The following is a 15,477-nucleotide window of genomic DNA, read 5'->3' as shown; positions in this document are numbered from 1 at the left end:
AAATCGCAGGAAGATATGCTGCGCCGTTCGGGCCGGACGGCGTCCTGTGCGGCAGATTCTACGCGCCATGCGGTTCGTCGCACGAAAAACCACATTCGTCAGTTTTAGCACTTGCGCCGATCTAACTCGCTGCTAGGAGCGCGATATGTTGTATCATTCCCATATTTCGCGGCTCCTCGCTGGCGCCGCCTTCATCCCTGTTGCGGCAGTCCTCTTTCCCCAGATGGCTACGGCGCAGGACACTGCTGCTGTGCAGGAAGAACTGGACGACGATGTTCACGACCGCCGGCTGAACGCAGCCGGCGAAATCGTGGTCAGCGCAGTCGGTGTCACGCAGCTTGACGTGCTTGCCGGGACATCGGTTGTTGAAGGTGTCGAATTGCAGCGTAACCTTGCCGGTCAGGTTGGCGACGTCCTCGAAAAACTGCCCGGCGTTTCGGCCACCAGCTTTTCACCGGGTGCTTCGCGACCTGTCTTGCGCGGCTTTTCCGGTGAGCGGGTGAAGGTTCTGGTCGACGGTATCGGCGCGATCGACGTGTCCAACACATCGGCCGATCATGCCGTCACGATCGACCCGCTAACCGCAGAACGTATCGAGGTGCTGCGCGGCCCAGCCGTGATGCTTTACGGCAGCCAGGCGATTGGCGGTGCAGTCAATGTTATCGACAAACGGATACCGCAGCGCCGAGTCAACGAACCGATCCACATCGACGCTCTGGTTTCCGCAAACACGGCGGCGAACCTTTATGAAGCAGGCGGTTCGATCGACGTGCCGGTGGGCGACAGCGTGGTGTTTCACGTAAACGGTTCGTACCGGAATACCGATGATGTCTCGATCCCGGGCTTCGTGGTTGCGGATGACTTGCGCGCGGACCTGCTTCAGGATGCAGCTGCTGAAGAGGCGGAGGGCGAAATCGAAGAGGCTGAGGAGCTTCGCGAGGCAGCTTTGCAGAAGGGCACCTTGCCCAACAGCGCGACGGAAACCTGGAGCGCGGATGTCGGTGCGGCTTTCTTCAAGGGCGATAGCAGCCTTGGTATTGCGCTTGGGGTTTACGACACGAGTTACGGCGTGCCCGGGCGGCCCGGTGCCGGTCATCACCACGGCGAAGAAGAAGGTGCTGGCGAGGCCGGTGCCGCTGAAGAGGAGGAGGGCGATGTCCCCGTCTCGATCGATATGCGCCAGTACCGGGCAGATTTGCGCGGCTCGCTCGACATGGGTGACGGGCTGTTTTCCGAACTGCGTACGCGGGCCGGTTTCAGCGATTACACACACACTGAATTCGAAGGCGATGAAGTAGGGACGGTGTTCGATGTTACGGGCGTGGAAGCGCGCGCCGAACTTGTGCAGAATACCCGCGGCACCTGGAAGGGCACGATCGGTGCGCAATATTATTTCCGCGATTTCCGCGCAGAGGGCGCCGAAGCGTACGTGCCCGACAATGACACCGATCAGTTTGCCGTTTTCGCCTTGCAGGAAGTGGGACTGGGGCCGTTCCAGCTGGAAGGTGCCGGGCGCTACGAAACTACAAATGTACGGTCGCAGATCGTTGGAGTTGACCGGAAATTCGATGCAGTTTCAGGCGCACTCTCGCTGGCCTATGAAACAGAAAATGGCCTGCGTTTTGGCATCACCGGATCGCGCGCCGAACGTGCGCCATCGGCAGAGGAGCTTTTCTCCAACGGGCCGCATATCGCGACGCAGGCTTTCGAAATCGGCGACACGCAACTGAGCACGGAAAAGGCCTGGGGGGCCGAGGCATTTGTGCGGGGCCGCATTGGTCAAGCCAGCGTCAATATCGCCGTGTTCCAGAACTGGTTCGATGATTACATCTATCTATCCGGTACCGGGGCAGAGGAAGATGACCTGCCGGTGTTCCAGTACCTGCAAAGCGACGCCCGCTATTTCGGGGTCGAAGGCGAATTGAGCTATCCGATTATCGACAGTGGGCCATTTTCGCTGATCGCGGACCTGCGCGGTGATTACATCCGCGCTGAATTGTCCGACGGTACGCCGCTGCCGCGAATCCCGCCGCTGAGCCTACTGGGAGCATTGGAAGCGCAGACAGATCGATTCGACATCCGCGGCGAAGTGCAGTGGTATGACAAGCAGGATCGGCTTGCCCCGTTTGAAACCGCAACCGACAGTTTCGCGCTGGTCAATGCGTCCATCGCATGGCGCCCGTTTGGCGAGCAGAACCGGATTACCGTGCTGCTTCAGGCGGACAATATCTTCGACACCGATGGACGGCGGCACGCCAGCTTCACCAAGGATTTCGTGCCGCTGACCGGCAGGAACTTCAAACTAAGCGTGCGGGCCAGCCTCTAGCCGGCCCGCACGCGCAGCCGAAATCAGCTTTCCAGTGCGAAGCTGATTTCGGCATTGTCTTCGAGACGTTTCACCAGGTCTTCGCCCAGGAACGATCCCGGTGTTCCGATGCCGCCTTCCGCGCTGCACGATAGCAGGGCAATGCCCGTCTCGGTCAGCATCCGGCTGGTGGAGCCATAGCCGGGATCGTATTTGCCTTTCACGCCGTATTCGATGGTTTCGCCATCGGGCATTTCACCGACAAACAGCACATCGTAGAACCCGTTTTCGCGCTCTTCCTTGGTCGGGCCTTCGCCCGGCTTTGGCGGCTTTGCGCCGAAGGGATTCTTCAACATTTCAGTCGCCGCTTTCGCTGCCTTTTCACCGATTTCACCGGCGCTGGTCAGCATCATCTCGTCGTACTTGAAATCTTCCCCATAAGGGTGGCCGAGCAGGAAATTCGTGCGGTGCACATTCTTCGTGTTGATCGTCGCCATGATGAATGGCGCGGCCCATTTGCCCAGCTTCTTGTCATATTCCGGGATCAGTCCCATCGGCTGATCGGGACCTTCGAACCCCGGTGTCAGGCCGAACGGGCTTTGCAGAACAGATATAAGCTTGGGGTTTTTGGCGACCGACTTCATCGTCGCTGTCAGGCTTGCTGCCGTTCCGCCGCTGAACGTGCCGGCCATGGCGCGCACCCGGCCTTTGACGCGCGGTGCGGGCTTGCCGAATTTTGCCTTTGCTTCCTTCTGCAGCATGAACACGCCGAGATCGAACGGGATCGAATCGAAACCGGACGAGAAACAGATCCGCGCGCCGCTCGCCTTGGCGAGTTCGTGGTTCTTGTCGATCTGTTCGCGCATCCAGCCCGGCTCGCCGCACAGATCGGCATAATCGGTGCCTTCGCGGGCGCATGTTTCGACCAGTTCATTGCCGTAAAGCTGGTATGGGCCGACGGTGGTCAGCACCACCTTCGTGCGTTTGCACATGTCTGTCAGGCTGTCGGGGTCGGATGCGTCAGCGACGATCAGCGGGGTGTCTTTCGGCGCACCGATCAGGTCGCGAACATCCTCCAGCTTTGACTGGTTTCGGCCTGCCATGGCCCATTTGGGGGCATCGTCCCGCCCGCCGTAATGATTCACCAGATACTCGGCGACCAGCCGCCCGGTATATCCGGTTGCGCCGTAGACGACGATATCAAATTCACGATCAGCCTTGCTCATGCAAACTCTCCTTTTCAGGCGCATGAATGCGCGCCCGGGTTCAGAGAGTCAAAGACGCAGCGTCACTGCGGGTTCCGGAATAGGGCGAGAAAATCACGCCCTATAGTTTCGGCAGGGTGACCCCGCGCTGGCCCATATATTTTCCGGCGCGGTCAGCATAGCTGGTCTCGCATGGCTCGTTGCCCTTCAGGAACAGGAACTGGCAGGCACCTTCATTGGCGTAAATCTTAGCTGGCAGCGGCGTGGTGTTCGAAAACTCCAGCGTCACATGGCCTTCCCAGCCCGGCTCCAGCGGGGTGACGTTCACAATGATGCCGCAGCGGGCATAGGTGCTCTTGCCAAGGCAAATGACCAGCACATCATCGGGCACCCGGAAATATTCGACGGTGCGGGCAAGCGCGAACGAATTGGGCGGGATGATGCAGACATCAGTCTCGCGGTCGACCAGGCTTTTCCCGTCGAAGTTCTTCGGATCGACAATCGCGCTGTCGACATTGGTGAATATCTTGAATTCGGGCGCGACGCGCGCATCGTACCCGTAGGAGCTTAGCCCGTACGAGATGCAGCCATCGCGCCGCTGTGCTTCCACGAACGGTTCAATCATGCCCTTTTCTTGGGCCTGCGTCCGAATCCATTTATCGCTGAGAATCGCCATGAGTGAGTGATTCCCGAGTGCGGCGCGTGCGGCAAGCTATGGCGCGGTTTTTTCCCCGCTACCGAACATCAGCCGACCGGCTTGGCGCCAAGCGAGGGGTTGAGCCCGGTTATATAATTGAGCCACTTCTTGGGGCGGCGCAGCATTTTGTCGGGAAATTCGACGCGCAGTCCGGCGATCTTCGCCAGTGCACCGACGAAATGGATGCAATTGCGCGTGTCGAGGTCGTAATATTTGCCCGGCGCATCACGCCATTTCGCCAGCTCTGCCTTGACCTTGCGGTATTCACTGTCGCTCAGCGTGACGGTGAAGTGGCGGTTGGTTTTCTTGATGTACTTCGGTGTCTCGACCAGAATGTCATGTTCAACCGGGCCGGACAGGATCGCTGTCGATACGGTCTTCGCAGTGAAGCCGAAATTCTCGCTGATTCTTTGTCCGCTTTGCTCCAGCGTTCCCTCCAGAACGACGAAGGTGTGCGGATAGCGCCCGAACAGGACTGAGCCGTTGAAGCTGTGAAAGCTCATCTTCACTTGAGCCGAGGCGGGGAGCGACCAACTGGCGGCGACGAGCGACAGGATCAGGGTCAGGAAACGCAACATGCGCGCTTCCTAAACCCTTTCCAGTGTCATGAAAACAGTCCTTTAGCTTGCCAGCAAACTGGCATTGCCGCCGGCTGCAGTCGTGTCGATGCAAACAACGCGTTCTGTCGCAAACCGTGCGACATAATGCGGTCCGCCCGCTTTCGGTCCGGTGCCCGACAAGCCTTCGCCGCCGAAAGGCTGGCTTTCCACCACCGCGCCGATCTGGTTCCGATTGACGTAGAAATTGCCGACCCGCGCGCGCGCCTCGACAAACCGGCGCGTGTCTTCGATGCGGCTGTGCAGGCCCAGCGTCAGGCCATAACCGGTCGTGTTGATCTCTTCGACCACGTCCCCCAGATGCTCTGCCTTGAAGCGCGCAACGTGAAGCACCGGACCGAAGTTTTCGCGCTTCAGATCCAGGATCGAATCGAGTTCGATAATCGTCGGCGCGACAAAGCATCCGGCGCCGGTACCCTTGGGCAGTTTGCGCCGCCAAACCTTGCGACCGGCCTTTTTGCGCCGGGCGATGTGGCGTTCTAGCGCGGCCTTCGCATCAGGATCGATTACCGGACCGACATCGGTTGCAAGCCGCACGGGATCGCCAATCTCCAGCGCCTCGAATGCGCCGATGATCATTTCCAGTGTCTCGTCGTAAATATCGTCCTGCAAATACAGCATCCGCAAGGCAGAGCAGCGCTGGCCTGCGCTCTGGAACGCGCTGGCGACCACATCGCGGGTAACCTGTTCGGGCAGAGCGGAACTGTCGACGATCATCGCATTCTGCCCACCGGTTTCCGCGATGAATGTCGCGATCGGGCCTTCTCGTGCAGCGAGAGAGCGGTTGATCGCCTTGGCGGTTTCGGTCGATCCGGTGAAAGCGACACCAGCAAGCCGCGGGTCGGATGTGATCAGTTCACCGACATCGCCCGCGCCCGGCAGCAATTGGAACACCGCATCAGGAATCCCTGCCTCGTGGCACAGCTTCACGGCCAGCGCCGCGATAAGCGGGGTCTGCTCGGCAGGCTTGGCGACCACAGTGTTGCCGGCAGCCAGTGCGGCAGCCGCCGGGCCGATAAAGATTGCCAGCGGGAAATTCCACGGACTGATCGTGGCGAAGACACCGCGTCCCGCCATGCTCAGGCGGTTTTCCTCTCCGGTTGGCCCGGGCAGGATGAAAGGTTCGGAGAACATCGCCCGCGCTTCGCCTGCGTAATAGCGGAGGAAATCGACTGCTTCACGCAGTTCGAGAACGGCATCCATCAGCGATTTGCCCGCCTCGCGCTGGCACAGCGACAGGAATTCGTCTGTGTGCTGTTCGAAAAGATCGGCTGCCGCCTCCAGCAGGACCGCACGTTTTTCACCGCCCAGCGCATTCCACCCCGGCTGGATGGCAGAGGCCTGCGCGATAGCTGCATCGATTTCTTCGGGCAGGCTGTCCCGGCGCGTGCCGACCTCGCTGGTCAGATCGTGCGGTTTGTTGATCGGGGCGATTTCCGCCTGGAAATCCGGATCGTCCGAACAGAATGTAGGCTGGGCATGCCAATGCACCGATTCCAGCTGTTTCAGCCGTGCCATCAGGGGTTCGCGAACCAAAGGGTCGGTTATGTCGACGCCGGCGCTGTTGATCCGATCCGGGAAAATATCGCACGGCAGCGGGATTGCCGGATTCCGCTTGGGATCGAGCGCAGCCATGTCGGAAACCGGATCGGTCGCCAGTTCGGCCGCCGGAATCTCGGCATCGGCCATCCGGTTCACGAATGACGAATTGGCACCGTTTTCAAGCAGGCGGCGAACGAGGTAGGCGAGCAGGTCCTTGTGACTGCCGACCGGTGCATAGATGCGCACCGGGGTACGCCTGTTGCCTTCCGCCTTTGCCAGTTCGCCGTAGATATCTTCGCCCATGCCGTGCAGGCGCTGGAACTCGAATTCGCTTTCGTGGCTCGTGCTGCCGGCCAGCGCCTTGATCGCGCCAACGGTATAGGCGTTGTGGGTTGCGAAGGCCGGATAGATTGCATCGCCTGCCTCAAGCAATTTTGCGGCGCAGGCGAGATAGGAAACGTCGGTCGCAACCTTGCGGGTGAAAACGGGGTAGTCTTTGTACCCGCCAACCTGCGACACCTTGATCTCGGTATCCCAATACGCCCCTTTGACGAGGCGAACCATCAGGCGCCGGTCGTGGCGCCGGGCCAGTTTCACGATCCAGTCGCACAGCGGTGCTGCGCGTTTCTGATAGGCTTGCACGGCCATGCCGAACCCGCCCCAGCTGGTGCCGTCGGCCTTGCGGAAAATGTCGTCGTCGCCGGCCAGCGTCTCGATAATGTCCATCGACAGCTCAAGCCGCTCGGCTTCTTCCGCGTCGATTGTGAAATGCATGTTCGCCTCACGCGCCTTGATCGCGAGGTCTTTCAGGACCGGGACCAGAGCGGCCTTGGCTTCGGCGCCATGGGTGTAAAAATATTTCGGATAAAGCGCTGAAAGCTTGACGGAGATGCCCGGCGAAGTGGAAATTCGCCCATCGGTTTCGCCAGCCAGCCGCTCGATCGCGTTCTCGTATGCGAGGCGGTACCGTTCCGCATCGGCATAGGTCATGGCCGCTTCGCCCAGCATGTCGAAACTGTGGGTCAGCCCTTCGCGCCGTTCAGGTGCGGCACGCTTCAGCGCTTCCTTGATCGTCCGACCGAAAACGAACTGCCCGCCCAGAATTCGCATCGCCTGCAAGGTGGCTTTGCGGATCACCGGCTCGCCCAGGCGGCCTACGGTACGTTTCAGGGTAGTGCGCATCCCCTTCTGGTGGTCTTCGGGCCGTTCCAGAACCTCGCCCGTCAGCATCAGCGAGAATGTCGCGGCGTTGACGAAGGTGGAGGAGCTTTCACCGAGATGTTCGCCCCAGTCGATGTCGCCGATCTTGTCACGGATCAGCATGTCGGCGGTGGCGCTGTCGGGCACCCGCAGCAGCGCCTCTGCCAGGCACATCAGCGCGATACCTTCTTCGGTGTCGAGTCCGAACTGGTGCAAGAACGCGTCGATCCCGCTCGCCTTGCGGCGGCGCGCACCCTCGATCAGCTGGACCGCGAGATCGGCGGATTGCTGGTGCAGTTTCGAAGCAGGGGCCGCCTGCTTCATCCGCTCGATCACGCAGGCATCCTCTTCCTGCCGGTAGGCATGGCGGAAGTTGGAACGGTCCAGCGGAGCGGGTTTGGTCATAGGCGGCTCAATTCTGTGTTGCTTGATTTTGGATACTGGCTGTCGATCTGGACCCCATGGCGGTTGCATTCAAGGGGTAGCGTGCCGCATGAGGCGCGAAAGACAAATTGCAGGAGCATTACAATGGCCGGACGGTATTTTGACGAGTGGACGATTGGCGACCGGATCGATCACGAAATTCGCCGGACCGTTACGGAAACCGACAATCTGCTGTTCACCACCATGACCCACAATCCGCAGCCACTGCACCTTGATGTGGAGGCGGCGAAGCAAAGCGAGTTCGGCCAGATTCTGGTCAACGGGACCTTCACGTTTTCGCTGATGGTCGGCCTGTCGGTTGGTGACACCACGCTGGGTACGCTGGTGGCCAATCTGGGGTATGACAAGCTGGTAATGCCAAAGCCTGTATTCATCGGCGACACGCTGCGCGCGAGCAGCGAAGTGACCGAGCTGCGCGAGTCCCGCTCGCGCCCAGATGCGGGGATCGTCACTTTCACGCACGAAGCAATCAACCAGCGCGGCGAAGTGGTTTGCCGCTGCCTGCGTTCGGCGCTGCTCAAGCGGTCTTCATAGCGCGGGTAAGAAGTACGGGCAGGGGTGCGGGGAGCAATCGCGCCCTTGGTGCGTAGTATTCGGTGCAAGGAGATACATGGCCGAAGACCCGCACAGCATAGAGGACGTGGCCGAAGGGCTTGAAGACGTTGTAGAGGGGGCCGACGAAGTCTCCATTGGCGATGTGCTGGACGAATTCGGCTATCGCAGCTTTGGCCCGCTGCTGTTCTTTCTGCCGCTGCTGGAGCTGTCACCGCTAGGCGGCATTCCTGCCGTTCCGACTGTCATTGCGGCAATTATCGCCTTGATCGCTTTACAGATGGTGTTCGCCAGAGAGCATATCTGGCTGCCAGAATTCATCGAGAAACGTTCTATCAAGGCGTCGCATGTCCAATGGGCGGGCGAGAAGCTGAAGAACGTTGCCGGGCATATCGACGGGGTGCTGCATGAAAGGCTGCGCAGCCTTTCGAAAGGGGTGATGTTGCGGGTAATCGGCTGCGTAATCATTGCCTTGTGCGCCATGGTCCCGCCGCTTGAAGTAGTCCCGTTTGCCAGCTCGCTGCCCATGCTCGGGATCGCTGCGCTGGGTCTCGCGATCATTGCCCATGACGGCTTGCTGGTCCTGCTTGCCGGGTGCCTGTCGAGCGGGTCCGTCTATCTGGTCGCCACGAGCCTGGGTTCAGGTGGCAGCGGATAGCAGGCCGCGCGGCTTGACGATTGCGTCAGGTCTGGCATCTTCCCCGCCTGACCGCGGAAAACCGCGGCGGGGGAGGATATTCATGAAAAAGATACTCGGCATCGCATTGGCGGTGATCGCGGCAGGCGCTGCGGTCTGGTGGTTCTTCCTGGGCGAAAACCCTGAACGCGGTGCAGCAAAGGCGGCAGAGGCCGAAGCGGCTGTTACTGTGGCCGAGTATCCGCAGCAGGTGCTATGGGGCGACACCCATCTCCACACCGACAATTCGATTGATGCTTTCGGTTTCGGTACGCGTCTCGGCCCTGAAGCGGCGCTGCAATTTGCGCGCGGCGACAAAGTCATGTCGACTACCGGAATAGAGGCGCAACTGGCCCGCCCGCTCGATTTCCTGGTTATCGCTGATCATAGTGACGGTCTTGGTGCCACTCGCAGGCTGTATGATGCGCCGCGAATGCTGATCCAGGACCCGACGTTAAAGCGCTGGCACGACATGATGCACGAATCGCCGGAACAGTCGCAGATGGCCATTGCCGAACTGATCACCGCCGCATCCGACGGCACCCTGCCAGAGGCGTTGCGCGATCCGGAAACACAGGAAAAAAACACCCGCAATATCTGGCAGAGCCATCTTGCGACGCTCGACAAATATTACCAACCGGGCAAGTTCACCCCGATTGCCGGATACGAATGGACCCTGATGCCGGGCGGCAACAATCTGCACCGCGTGGTGATGTACCGCGATGGCTATGACAAGACCTCGAAAACGCTGCCATTCCCGGGCATCGATGGAAATATCGAAGGTTTGTTCGACTACATGGATGCCTACGAGAAAGCGACCGGCGGCCGGGTGCTGGCGATCCCGCACAATTCGAACCTTTCGAATGGCATGATGTTCGAACTGACACAGGCCGATGGTGGTCCGATGACAGCCGAATACGCGCGCCGCCGGGCGATGCGCGAACCGGTGGTCGAAGCGACCCAGATCAAGGGAGACAGCGAAAGCCATCCGTTCCTCTCACCGAATGACGAGTTTGCCGGTTTTGGCGATATCGGGTGGGAACTTGGCAATTTGCCTCTCACCGCAGCGAAGGAGGATTCCCAGTTCGCCGGCGAGTACCTGCGCGAGGCGCTGAAACGCGGCCTCTCGATCGAACAGCAGACCGGCGCGAACCCGTACAAGTTCGGCATGATCGGCTCGACTGACAGCCATACGTCGCTCGCCACTGCGGACGAGGACAATTTCTTCGGCAAGCACACAGGCAACGAACCGAATGCCAAGCGTGCGAATGAATCGCAGAATCTCGGCACGCGTCAGGGCCGCTTCGGTTGGAATTACCTGGCTGGCGGATATGCAGCGGTCTGGGCGCGGGCCAATACCCGTGCAGAGATCTTCGACGCGATGATGCGGCGCGAGGTTTACGCGACAACCGGACCGCGCATGACCGTGCGGTTCTTCGGCGGGTTCAATTTCAGCGGCACCGATTTTGCGTCTGACTGGGTTTCCGGTGCCTATGCCGCCGGTGTGCCAATGGGCGGGGAACTGAGCGACAACGGGACGGCGCCGCAATTCATCGTCTCGGCGCTCAAGGACCCTGACGGCGCGCATCTCGACAGAGTGCAAATCGTCAAAGGCTGGACCGATGGTAACGGCACCTTGCGCGAAAAGGTCTATGATGTTGCGTGGTCGGATCAGGATACCAGGCGCTCTGTCGCCGGCAAGGTCCCTGCGGTTGGCAACACTGTCGATCTGGCCACCGCCAGCTACACCAACGACATTGGCGCGCCTGAATTGCAAACCGTGTGGACCGACCCCGATTACACCAAGGGGCAGCGAGCATTCTATTACGTTCGCGTGCTGGAAATTCCGACCCCGCGCTGGACCTTGTTCGATGCAGTGAAATTCGGTTTCAAGCTGAGCGAAGACGCGCTTCGTGATGCCGTGGCTCAGGAACGTGCCTACACCTCGCCGATCTGGATCGGCCCAGCGTCAGAGGGTCCCTTGCCAGATCGTGCAGCTCCGTAAATACGAAGCCATGACGCTAAAGACTTTGGTGCGGGAACCGCTGGTTCATTTCCTGATCGCGGGGGCGGCACTGTTCGCATTCTTCGCATGGAAGGGCGAGCCCGCTGACCCGGCCAGCCGAACGATCACGATCAGTCAGGAAGACCGCGCGCGGCTGGCGCTGCAATGGCAACAGACCATGCAGCGGCCGCCAACCGATGCGGAACTCGACAGTCTGACGGAAACGTGGCTGCGCGAGGAAATCCTCTACCGCGAGGCATTGCGGCTGGGTCTGGATCAGGGCGATGCCGTCGTGCGCAAACGCCTCGCCAACAAGATGGACTATCTTTCCGCCAGCGCAGCCGAGACGGAGGAGCCGTCGGACCGGACGCTGCGGCAATGGCTCGCAGACCGCCCTCAGCGCTTTGCGAACGATACGGCCTACACTTTCGATCAGCTCTATTTTTCAGAGCGAACGCGCGCTGAGGCCGCGCTGGCCAGCCTGAATTCCGGCGCGGGCTGGCAGGCGCTCGGGCAGACGATTTCGCTGCCGCCAACCGCTGAACAGCAAACCGCCGATGCGGTGGAGGGCCGCTTTGGCATCGTCTTTCGTGAACAGCTGGATAACATCGCGCCGCTTGGCCGATGGACAGGACCGCACGTGTCCGGATTTGGCTGGCATCTGATCCGCCTGCGCCAGCGCGATACGGGTAAGGTGCCGCCGTTTGCGCAGATACGCGAACAGGTCGAGAATGACTGGCGCGCACAGACCCTCGAAGACCGCAAAGCCAAGGCTTACCAATTGCTGCGCGATGCCTACGATGTGACCGTGGAGAAATGATCCGCGCCTTCGTTTTGATCGCGTTGATGCTTTGGCCTGCCGTGCTGCATGCAGATGAGCTGCGGCCCGGCTACATGGAATTGACCGAGCAGACAGCGGGCACGTGGCAGCTGGTGTGGAAACAACCGGTCGCCGCCGCGCCTGCTGACCGGCCTTCGCCGCCGCATCTGCCCGCCAATTGCGCCTTTGCCGGGGTGCCCGATATCGGCATTGCCGCGCAGGCGATAATCGGTTCAGCGCAGGTCGAATGTTCCGGGACGATCGGGGGCGAAACCATTGCGATGCCCGACATGCTGGGGCAATCGGATATGCTCGTGCGGATTGCCCCGCTTGACGGGCCGGCGCAGGCCATGCGCCTGACCGCCAGCCAGCCCGCCGCGCTGATCGCGCAGCAACCCGGCACCTTGCAGGTTCTGCAAACCTATTTCGCGCTGGGTGTGGAACACATTCTTGCTGGCTGGGATCACCTGCTGTTCGTGATTGCGCTGGTTCTGCTGGTTGGCCGCTGGAAAGCCGCAATTGCCGCCGCCACAGCCTTCACAGTTTCCCATTCCATTACTCTGGCCGCGGCTTCGCTGGGCTTTGTCGGATTGCCGGGCAGGCCGGTGGAGGCGCTGATTGCGCTGTCGATCGTGTTTCTGGCGGTCGAGGTTCTACGGTTACGCAGCGGCCGCGAAACGCTGACCCGGCGTTTTCCGTGGGTTGTCGCCTTCCTGTTCGGCCTGCTCCACGGTTTCGGCTTTGCCGGCGCGCTTAATTCGATCGGCCTGCCCGAAGGGGAAGTTGCCCCCGCCTTGCTTGCCTTCAATATCGGGGTGGAGGCCGGGCAGTTGCTGATCGTGGGCGCAGTGCTGCTGATCCTTGCCGCAGCCCGCCGGTTCGCCGCAGCCGCATATCTGCCGTCGATCCGGCTGGCCGCCTACGCGATCGGAATCACGGGGGCTTACTGGCTGGTGGAAAGGGTTGCTACCTGACCGGCAGGAGTGCCTGCATCGCCGCCAAGCGCCTGCCATAACAGGATCCGTGCGCGCTGGGCCCGGCCACGTGATGCCGCCGCGCGCTCGCCCGAACTGTCCGCCGCGCGCCGCGCATCCAATACGGTGAGAAAGTTCGACAGGCCGGCCCGGAACCGGACTTCTGCCAGTTCAGCGGCGCGTGCTGCGCTGGCGCGTTCACGCTCCGCCGTTACCAGTTCGCGGTCAGCCGCCGCGACCAGTCCATAGGCAGCCTCCGCCTCGCCGAGCGCGGTGAAAACCTGGCCGCGATAGGCCTGAAACGCGGCGCGTTTGCCGGCAGCGGCACCGTCTATCTGCGCTTCTATGCGCCCGAAATCGAGTAACGGGGCAAGCAGAGATCCGCCGACTGAACCAACCACCGCATCGTCATCGAACAAGTCGCCAAGATCGAAAGCGAGCAGCCCGAGCACGGCAGAAAGGCTGAATTGCGGAAACCGGTTTGCTGCAGCAGCATAAAGATCAGCGTCCGCCGCCGCGAGCCGCGCTGCGGCCGCTTGAACATCGGGACGATTGGCGAGCAAATTCGACGGAGTGCTTGCTGGCGGTGCAGGGGCACCCACAGATGGGGCGTCGCTGGCGAGCGAATTGCGCACCGATTGCGCGGACCGTGCGGTCAGCGTGGTCAATCGGCCGACTATGCGTGCCTTCTCGCTTGCCAGCGCTGCGATCCGTGTGCGGCTGGCCTCTGCCGCGGTTTCTGCGCGCACCCGGTCGAACCCCGGCGCAATACCCGCGCGTTCACGAATGTCGGCCAGCGCAACCAGCGATTCCGCTGCAACAAGGTCTTCCGACAGTGCGGCTTCGCGTGCCTGAACCGTGCGCCAGTCGATAACGCTGCCCGCGATTTCCGAAAGCAGCGCAAGGCGGATGGATGCCGCGTCTGCGCCAGCGGCATCCGCAAGGTTTGCGGCAGCGCGTTCTTGCGATCGCAAGCGCCCGAAGATATCCGGGTCCCATACCGCCGCAAGGTTTGCGCCGTAGGCCACTCGTTCGGTGTCGATCCCAATCCCCGCAGGCAAGCCTGCACCGAACTGGCTTGGGTTCGTGCGTGTGCCGGTGATGGATGCATCGCCGGTTACCAGTGGCAACCGGTTCGCGCTTGCACCGCGCGCGCGCGCAATTGCGGCATCGACCCGTGCCGCCGCCTCCAGCAGGGTTGGCGCGCCTGCAAGCGCCTTGGCAGAAAGATCGGCGAAGGCTGGATCGTTGGCTGGCAGCAGAGCATCGAGTGAAGCTGCTGTGGCTGCATCCGGCGCAAAGGCGAATGTTGCCGGCAGTTCCGGCGCGGGCACGGCGATATCCGGTGCCGGGCCAGCCACGCAGGCGCTGAGCGTCAGGCTGGAAATACCCGCCAATATGAGCGCTGCGTGTTTCATTCGGCGGTTTCCTGCGTTTTGCCGCCGCCATTATTCTCGCCATCCACGGCGGGGATAAAGGCATCGACCTGCTGGCCGACGCGGAAAAGTTGCTCCGCCCCTTCGGCATCTGCGGGCAGTTGATACAGCACTTGCAGCACGCGGACATCGACCCGTTCGCTGGCGCTGTTGGTCAGCGATGTCTTCGGCACGACCAGTGGTTCGGCGCGGACGAATTCGGCATTTACCTGACGATCGGCTGCACCGCGCGGGGATACCAGAGCGGGCGCACCCAGCTTGATCCGGGGCGCTTCGGATTCGTCAATGTCGATCCGTATATAAAGCGGCCGGGTCTCGCCCATGCGGATAAATGGCTGCGAATTTCCGCCCATTGTCGAAACAAATTCGCCGGGCCGGATGTTGACCGCAAGAATCTCGCCTGTGATCGGCGCGCGTATTGTCAGCCGGCCCAGTTCGGTGCGCGCGCTGGACAAGGCGGCCTGCGCTGCGGCCAGCCGGGCGCGGGCCAGTTGCAGGCGGCTGCGGGCGGAGGATGCGTCACCCTCGGCCTTGATCACTTCGGACCGGCTGACTGCGGCTGAATCTTCTACACTGCGATAGAGCGCCAGCTGCGCCTCTGCCGTGCGCTGCGCGGTTTGTGCCTCGGCGATGGCGGCGCGGGCTTCGCCGATTGCCGCGTTGGTTTCGCCAATGCGCGCACGGGCGGCGCGGTCATCCACCGTGAACAGCGGCTGGCCCTTGGTCACATAGTCGCCGGGCTGCACACGCAAATCGGTAACCAGGCCGGACAGCGCGGTGCCGATGTCGATAATCTCGCTGGACGGCTCGACAAGGCCTGCCCCCGCCACGCGTGAGGAATTGGCCAGCGCGCCGGTCGCCCGGGCCGGTTCCTGATCGGGTTCGGACAGGCTGCGATCGGGCAGGCCGCGCCAGATGAAGAAGACCGCGAAGGCCAGACCGACAAGCGCAATGATCGGCAGAATCCGGCGCGAGAAACTGAGGTTTTGTGGGAGCAAGGCCAT

At 61.4% G+C, this 15,477-nt stretch carries 12 protein-coding genes; 6 read left to right on the top strand and 6 right to left on the bottom strand.

Annotated elements, in window-relative coordinates; genetic code table 11:
* The first annotated feature begins 145 nt into the window (after window positions 1–145).
* Window positions 146–2,326 carry a TonB-dependent receptor gene (locus GRI43_RS09395; protein ID WP_160730877.1) on the top strand — a complete coding sequence of 727 codons (2,181 nt, stop codon included), beginning with the start codon at window positions 146–148 and terminating at the stop codon, window positions 2,324–2,326.
* A 23-nt stretch (window positions 2,327–2,349) separates the two neighbouring features.
* Here the strand turns inward: GRI43_RS09395 and GRI43_RS09390 are convergent, their stop codons facing one another.
* From GRI43_RS09390 to putA, 4 genes are all read right to left on the bottom strand, one after another.
* Entirely contained in the window at window positions 2,350–3,531 is a 1,182-nt protein-coding gene (locus GRI43_RS09390) for a saccharopine dehydrogenase family protein (protein WP_160730876.1), read from the bottom strand.
* A 100-nt stretch (window positions 3,532–3,631) separates the two neighbouring features.
* On the bottom strand, window positions 3,632–4,186 hold the full coding sequence (gene dcd, locus GRI43_RS09385; RefSeq protein WP_160730875.1) for a dCTP deaminase: 555 nt from the start codon (window positions 4,184–4,186) through the stop codon (window positions 3,632–3,634).
* A 68-nt stretch (window positions 4,187–4,254) separates the two neighbouring features.
* Window positions 4,255–4,785, bottom strand: a complete 531-nt coding sequence (locus GRI43_RS09380; RefSeq protein WP_160730874.1) for a hypothetical protein — start codon at window positions 4,783–4,785, stop codon at window positions 4,255–4,257.
* A 42-nt stretch (window positions 4,786–4,827) separates the two neighbouring features.
* A complete protein-coding gene (gene putA / locus GRI43_RS09375) occupies window positions 4,828–7,971 on the bottom strand; it encodes a bifunctional proline dehydrogenase/L-glutamate gamma-semialdehyde dehydrogenase PutA (protein WP_160730873.1) in 3,144 nt (1,047 codons plus the stop codon).
* Window positions 7,972–8,094: 123 nt separating this feature from the next.
* Here putA and GRI43_RS09370 point away from each other — a divergent pair, with 123 nt between their 5' ends.
* The 5 genes from GRI43_RS09370 to GRI43_RS09350 all read left to right on the top strand — a co-directional run bounded on the left by GRI43_RS09370 (window position 8,095) and on the right by GRI43_RS09350 (window position 13,037).
* Window positions 8,095–8,544 (top strand): MaoC family dehydratase, encoded by a 450-nt coding sequence (locus GRI43_RS09370; RefSeq protein ID WP_160730872.1) that lies wholly within the window; start codon window positions 8,095–8,097, stop codon window positions 8,542–8,544.
* 76 nt (window positions 8,545–8,620) lie between these two features.
* Window positions 8,621–9,220, top strand: coding sequence for an exopolysaccharide biosynthesis protein (locus tag GRI43_RS09365; protein WP_160730871.1), 600 nt, complete (start codon window positions 8,621–8,623; stop codon window positions 9,218–9,220).
* An 82-nt stretch (window positions 9,221–9,302) separates the two neighbouring features.
* Window positions 9,303–11,243 carry a DUF3604 domain-containing protein gene (locus tag GRI43_RS09360; RefSeq protein WP_160730870.1) on the top strand — a complete coding sequence of 647 codons (1,941 nt, stop codon included), beginning with the start codon at window positions 9,303–9,305 and terminating at the stop codon, window positions 11,241–11,243.
* A 10-nt stretch (window positions 11,244–11,253) separates the two neighbouring features.
* Window positions 11,254–12,063: a peptidyl-prolyl cis-trans isomerase gene (locus tag GRI43_RS09355; protein WP_160730869.1), complete on the top strand. Its 810-nt coding sequence runs from the start codon at window positions 11,254–11,256 to the stop codon at window positions 12,061–12,063.
* Complete coding sequence (locus tag GRI43_RS09350; protein ID WP_160730868.1) at window positions 12,060–13,037, top strand: HupE/UreJ family protein; 978 nt, start codon at window positions 12,060–12,062, stop codon at window positions 13,035–13,037. Before GRI43_RS09355 ends, GRI43_RS09350 begins: the two co-directional genes overlap by 4 nt.
* On the opposite strand, the gene GRI43_RS09345 is transcribed toward GRI43_RS09350, so the two are convergent.
* Both GRI43_RS09345 and GRI43_RS09340 read right to left on the bottom strand, forming a co-directional pair.
* On the bottom strand, window positions 13,007–14,455 hold the full coding sequence (locus GRI43_RS09345) for an efflux transporter outer membrane subunit (RefSeq protein ID WP_160730867.1): 1,449 nt from the start codon (window positions 14,453–14,455) through the stop codon (window positions 13,007–13,009). The two genes, GRI43_RS09350 and GRI43_RS09345, sit on opposite strands and share 31 nt — an antisense overlap.
* Window positions 14,452–15,477 (bottom strand): HlyD family secretion protein, encoded by a 1,026-nt coding sequence (locus GRI43_RS09340; protein ID WP_160730866.1) that lies wholly within the window; start codon window positions 15,475–15,477, stop codon window positions 14,452–14,454. The genes GRI43_RS09345 and GRI43_RS09340 overlap by 4 nt, the downstream gene beginning before the upstream one ends.

It is taken from the genome of Pontixanthobacter luteolus (assembly GCF_009828095.1).
Lineage (GTDB): Bacteria > Pseudomonadota > Alphaproteobacteria > Sphingomonadales > Sphingomonadaceae > Pontixanthobacter > Pontixanthobacter luteolus.
The sequence above is the reverse complement of the archived record's forward strand: the minus strand, read 5'-3'. Positions and strand labels throughout refer to the sequence as shown.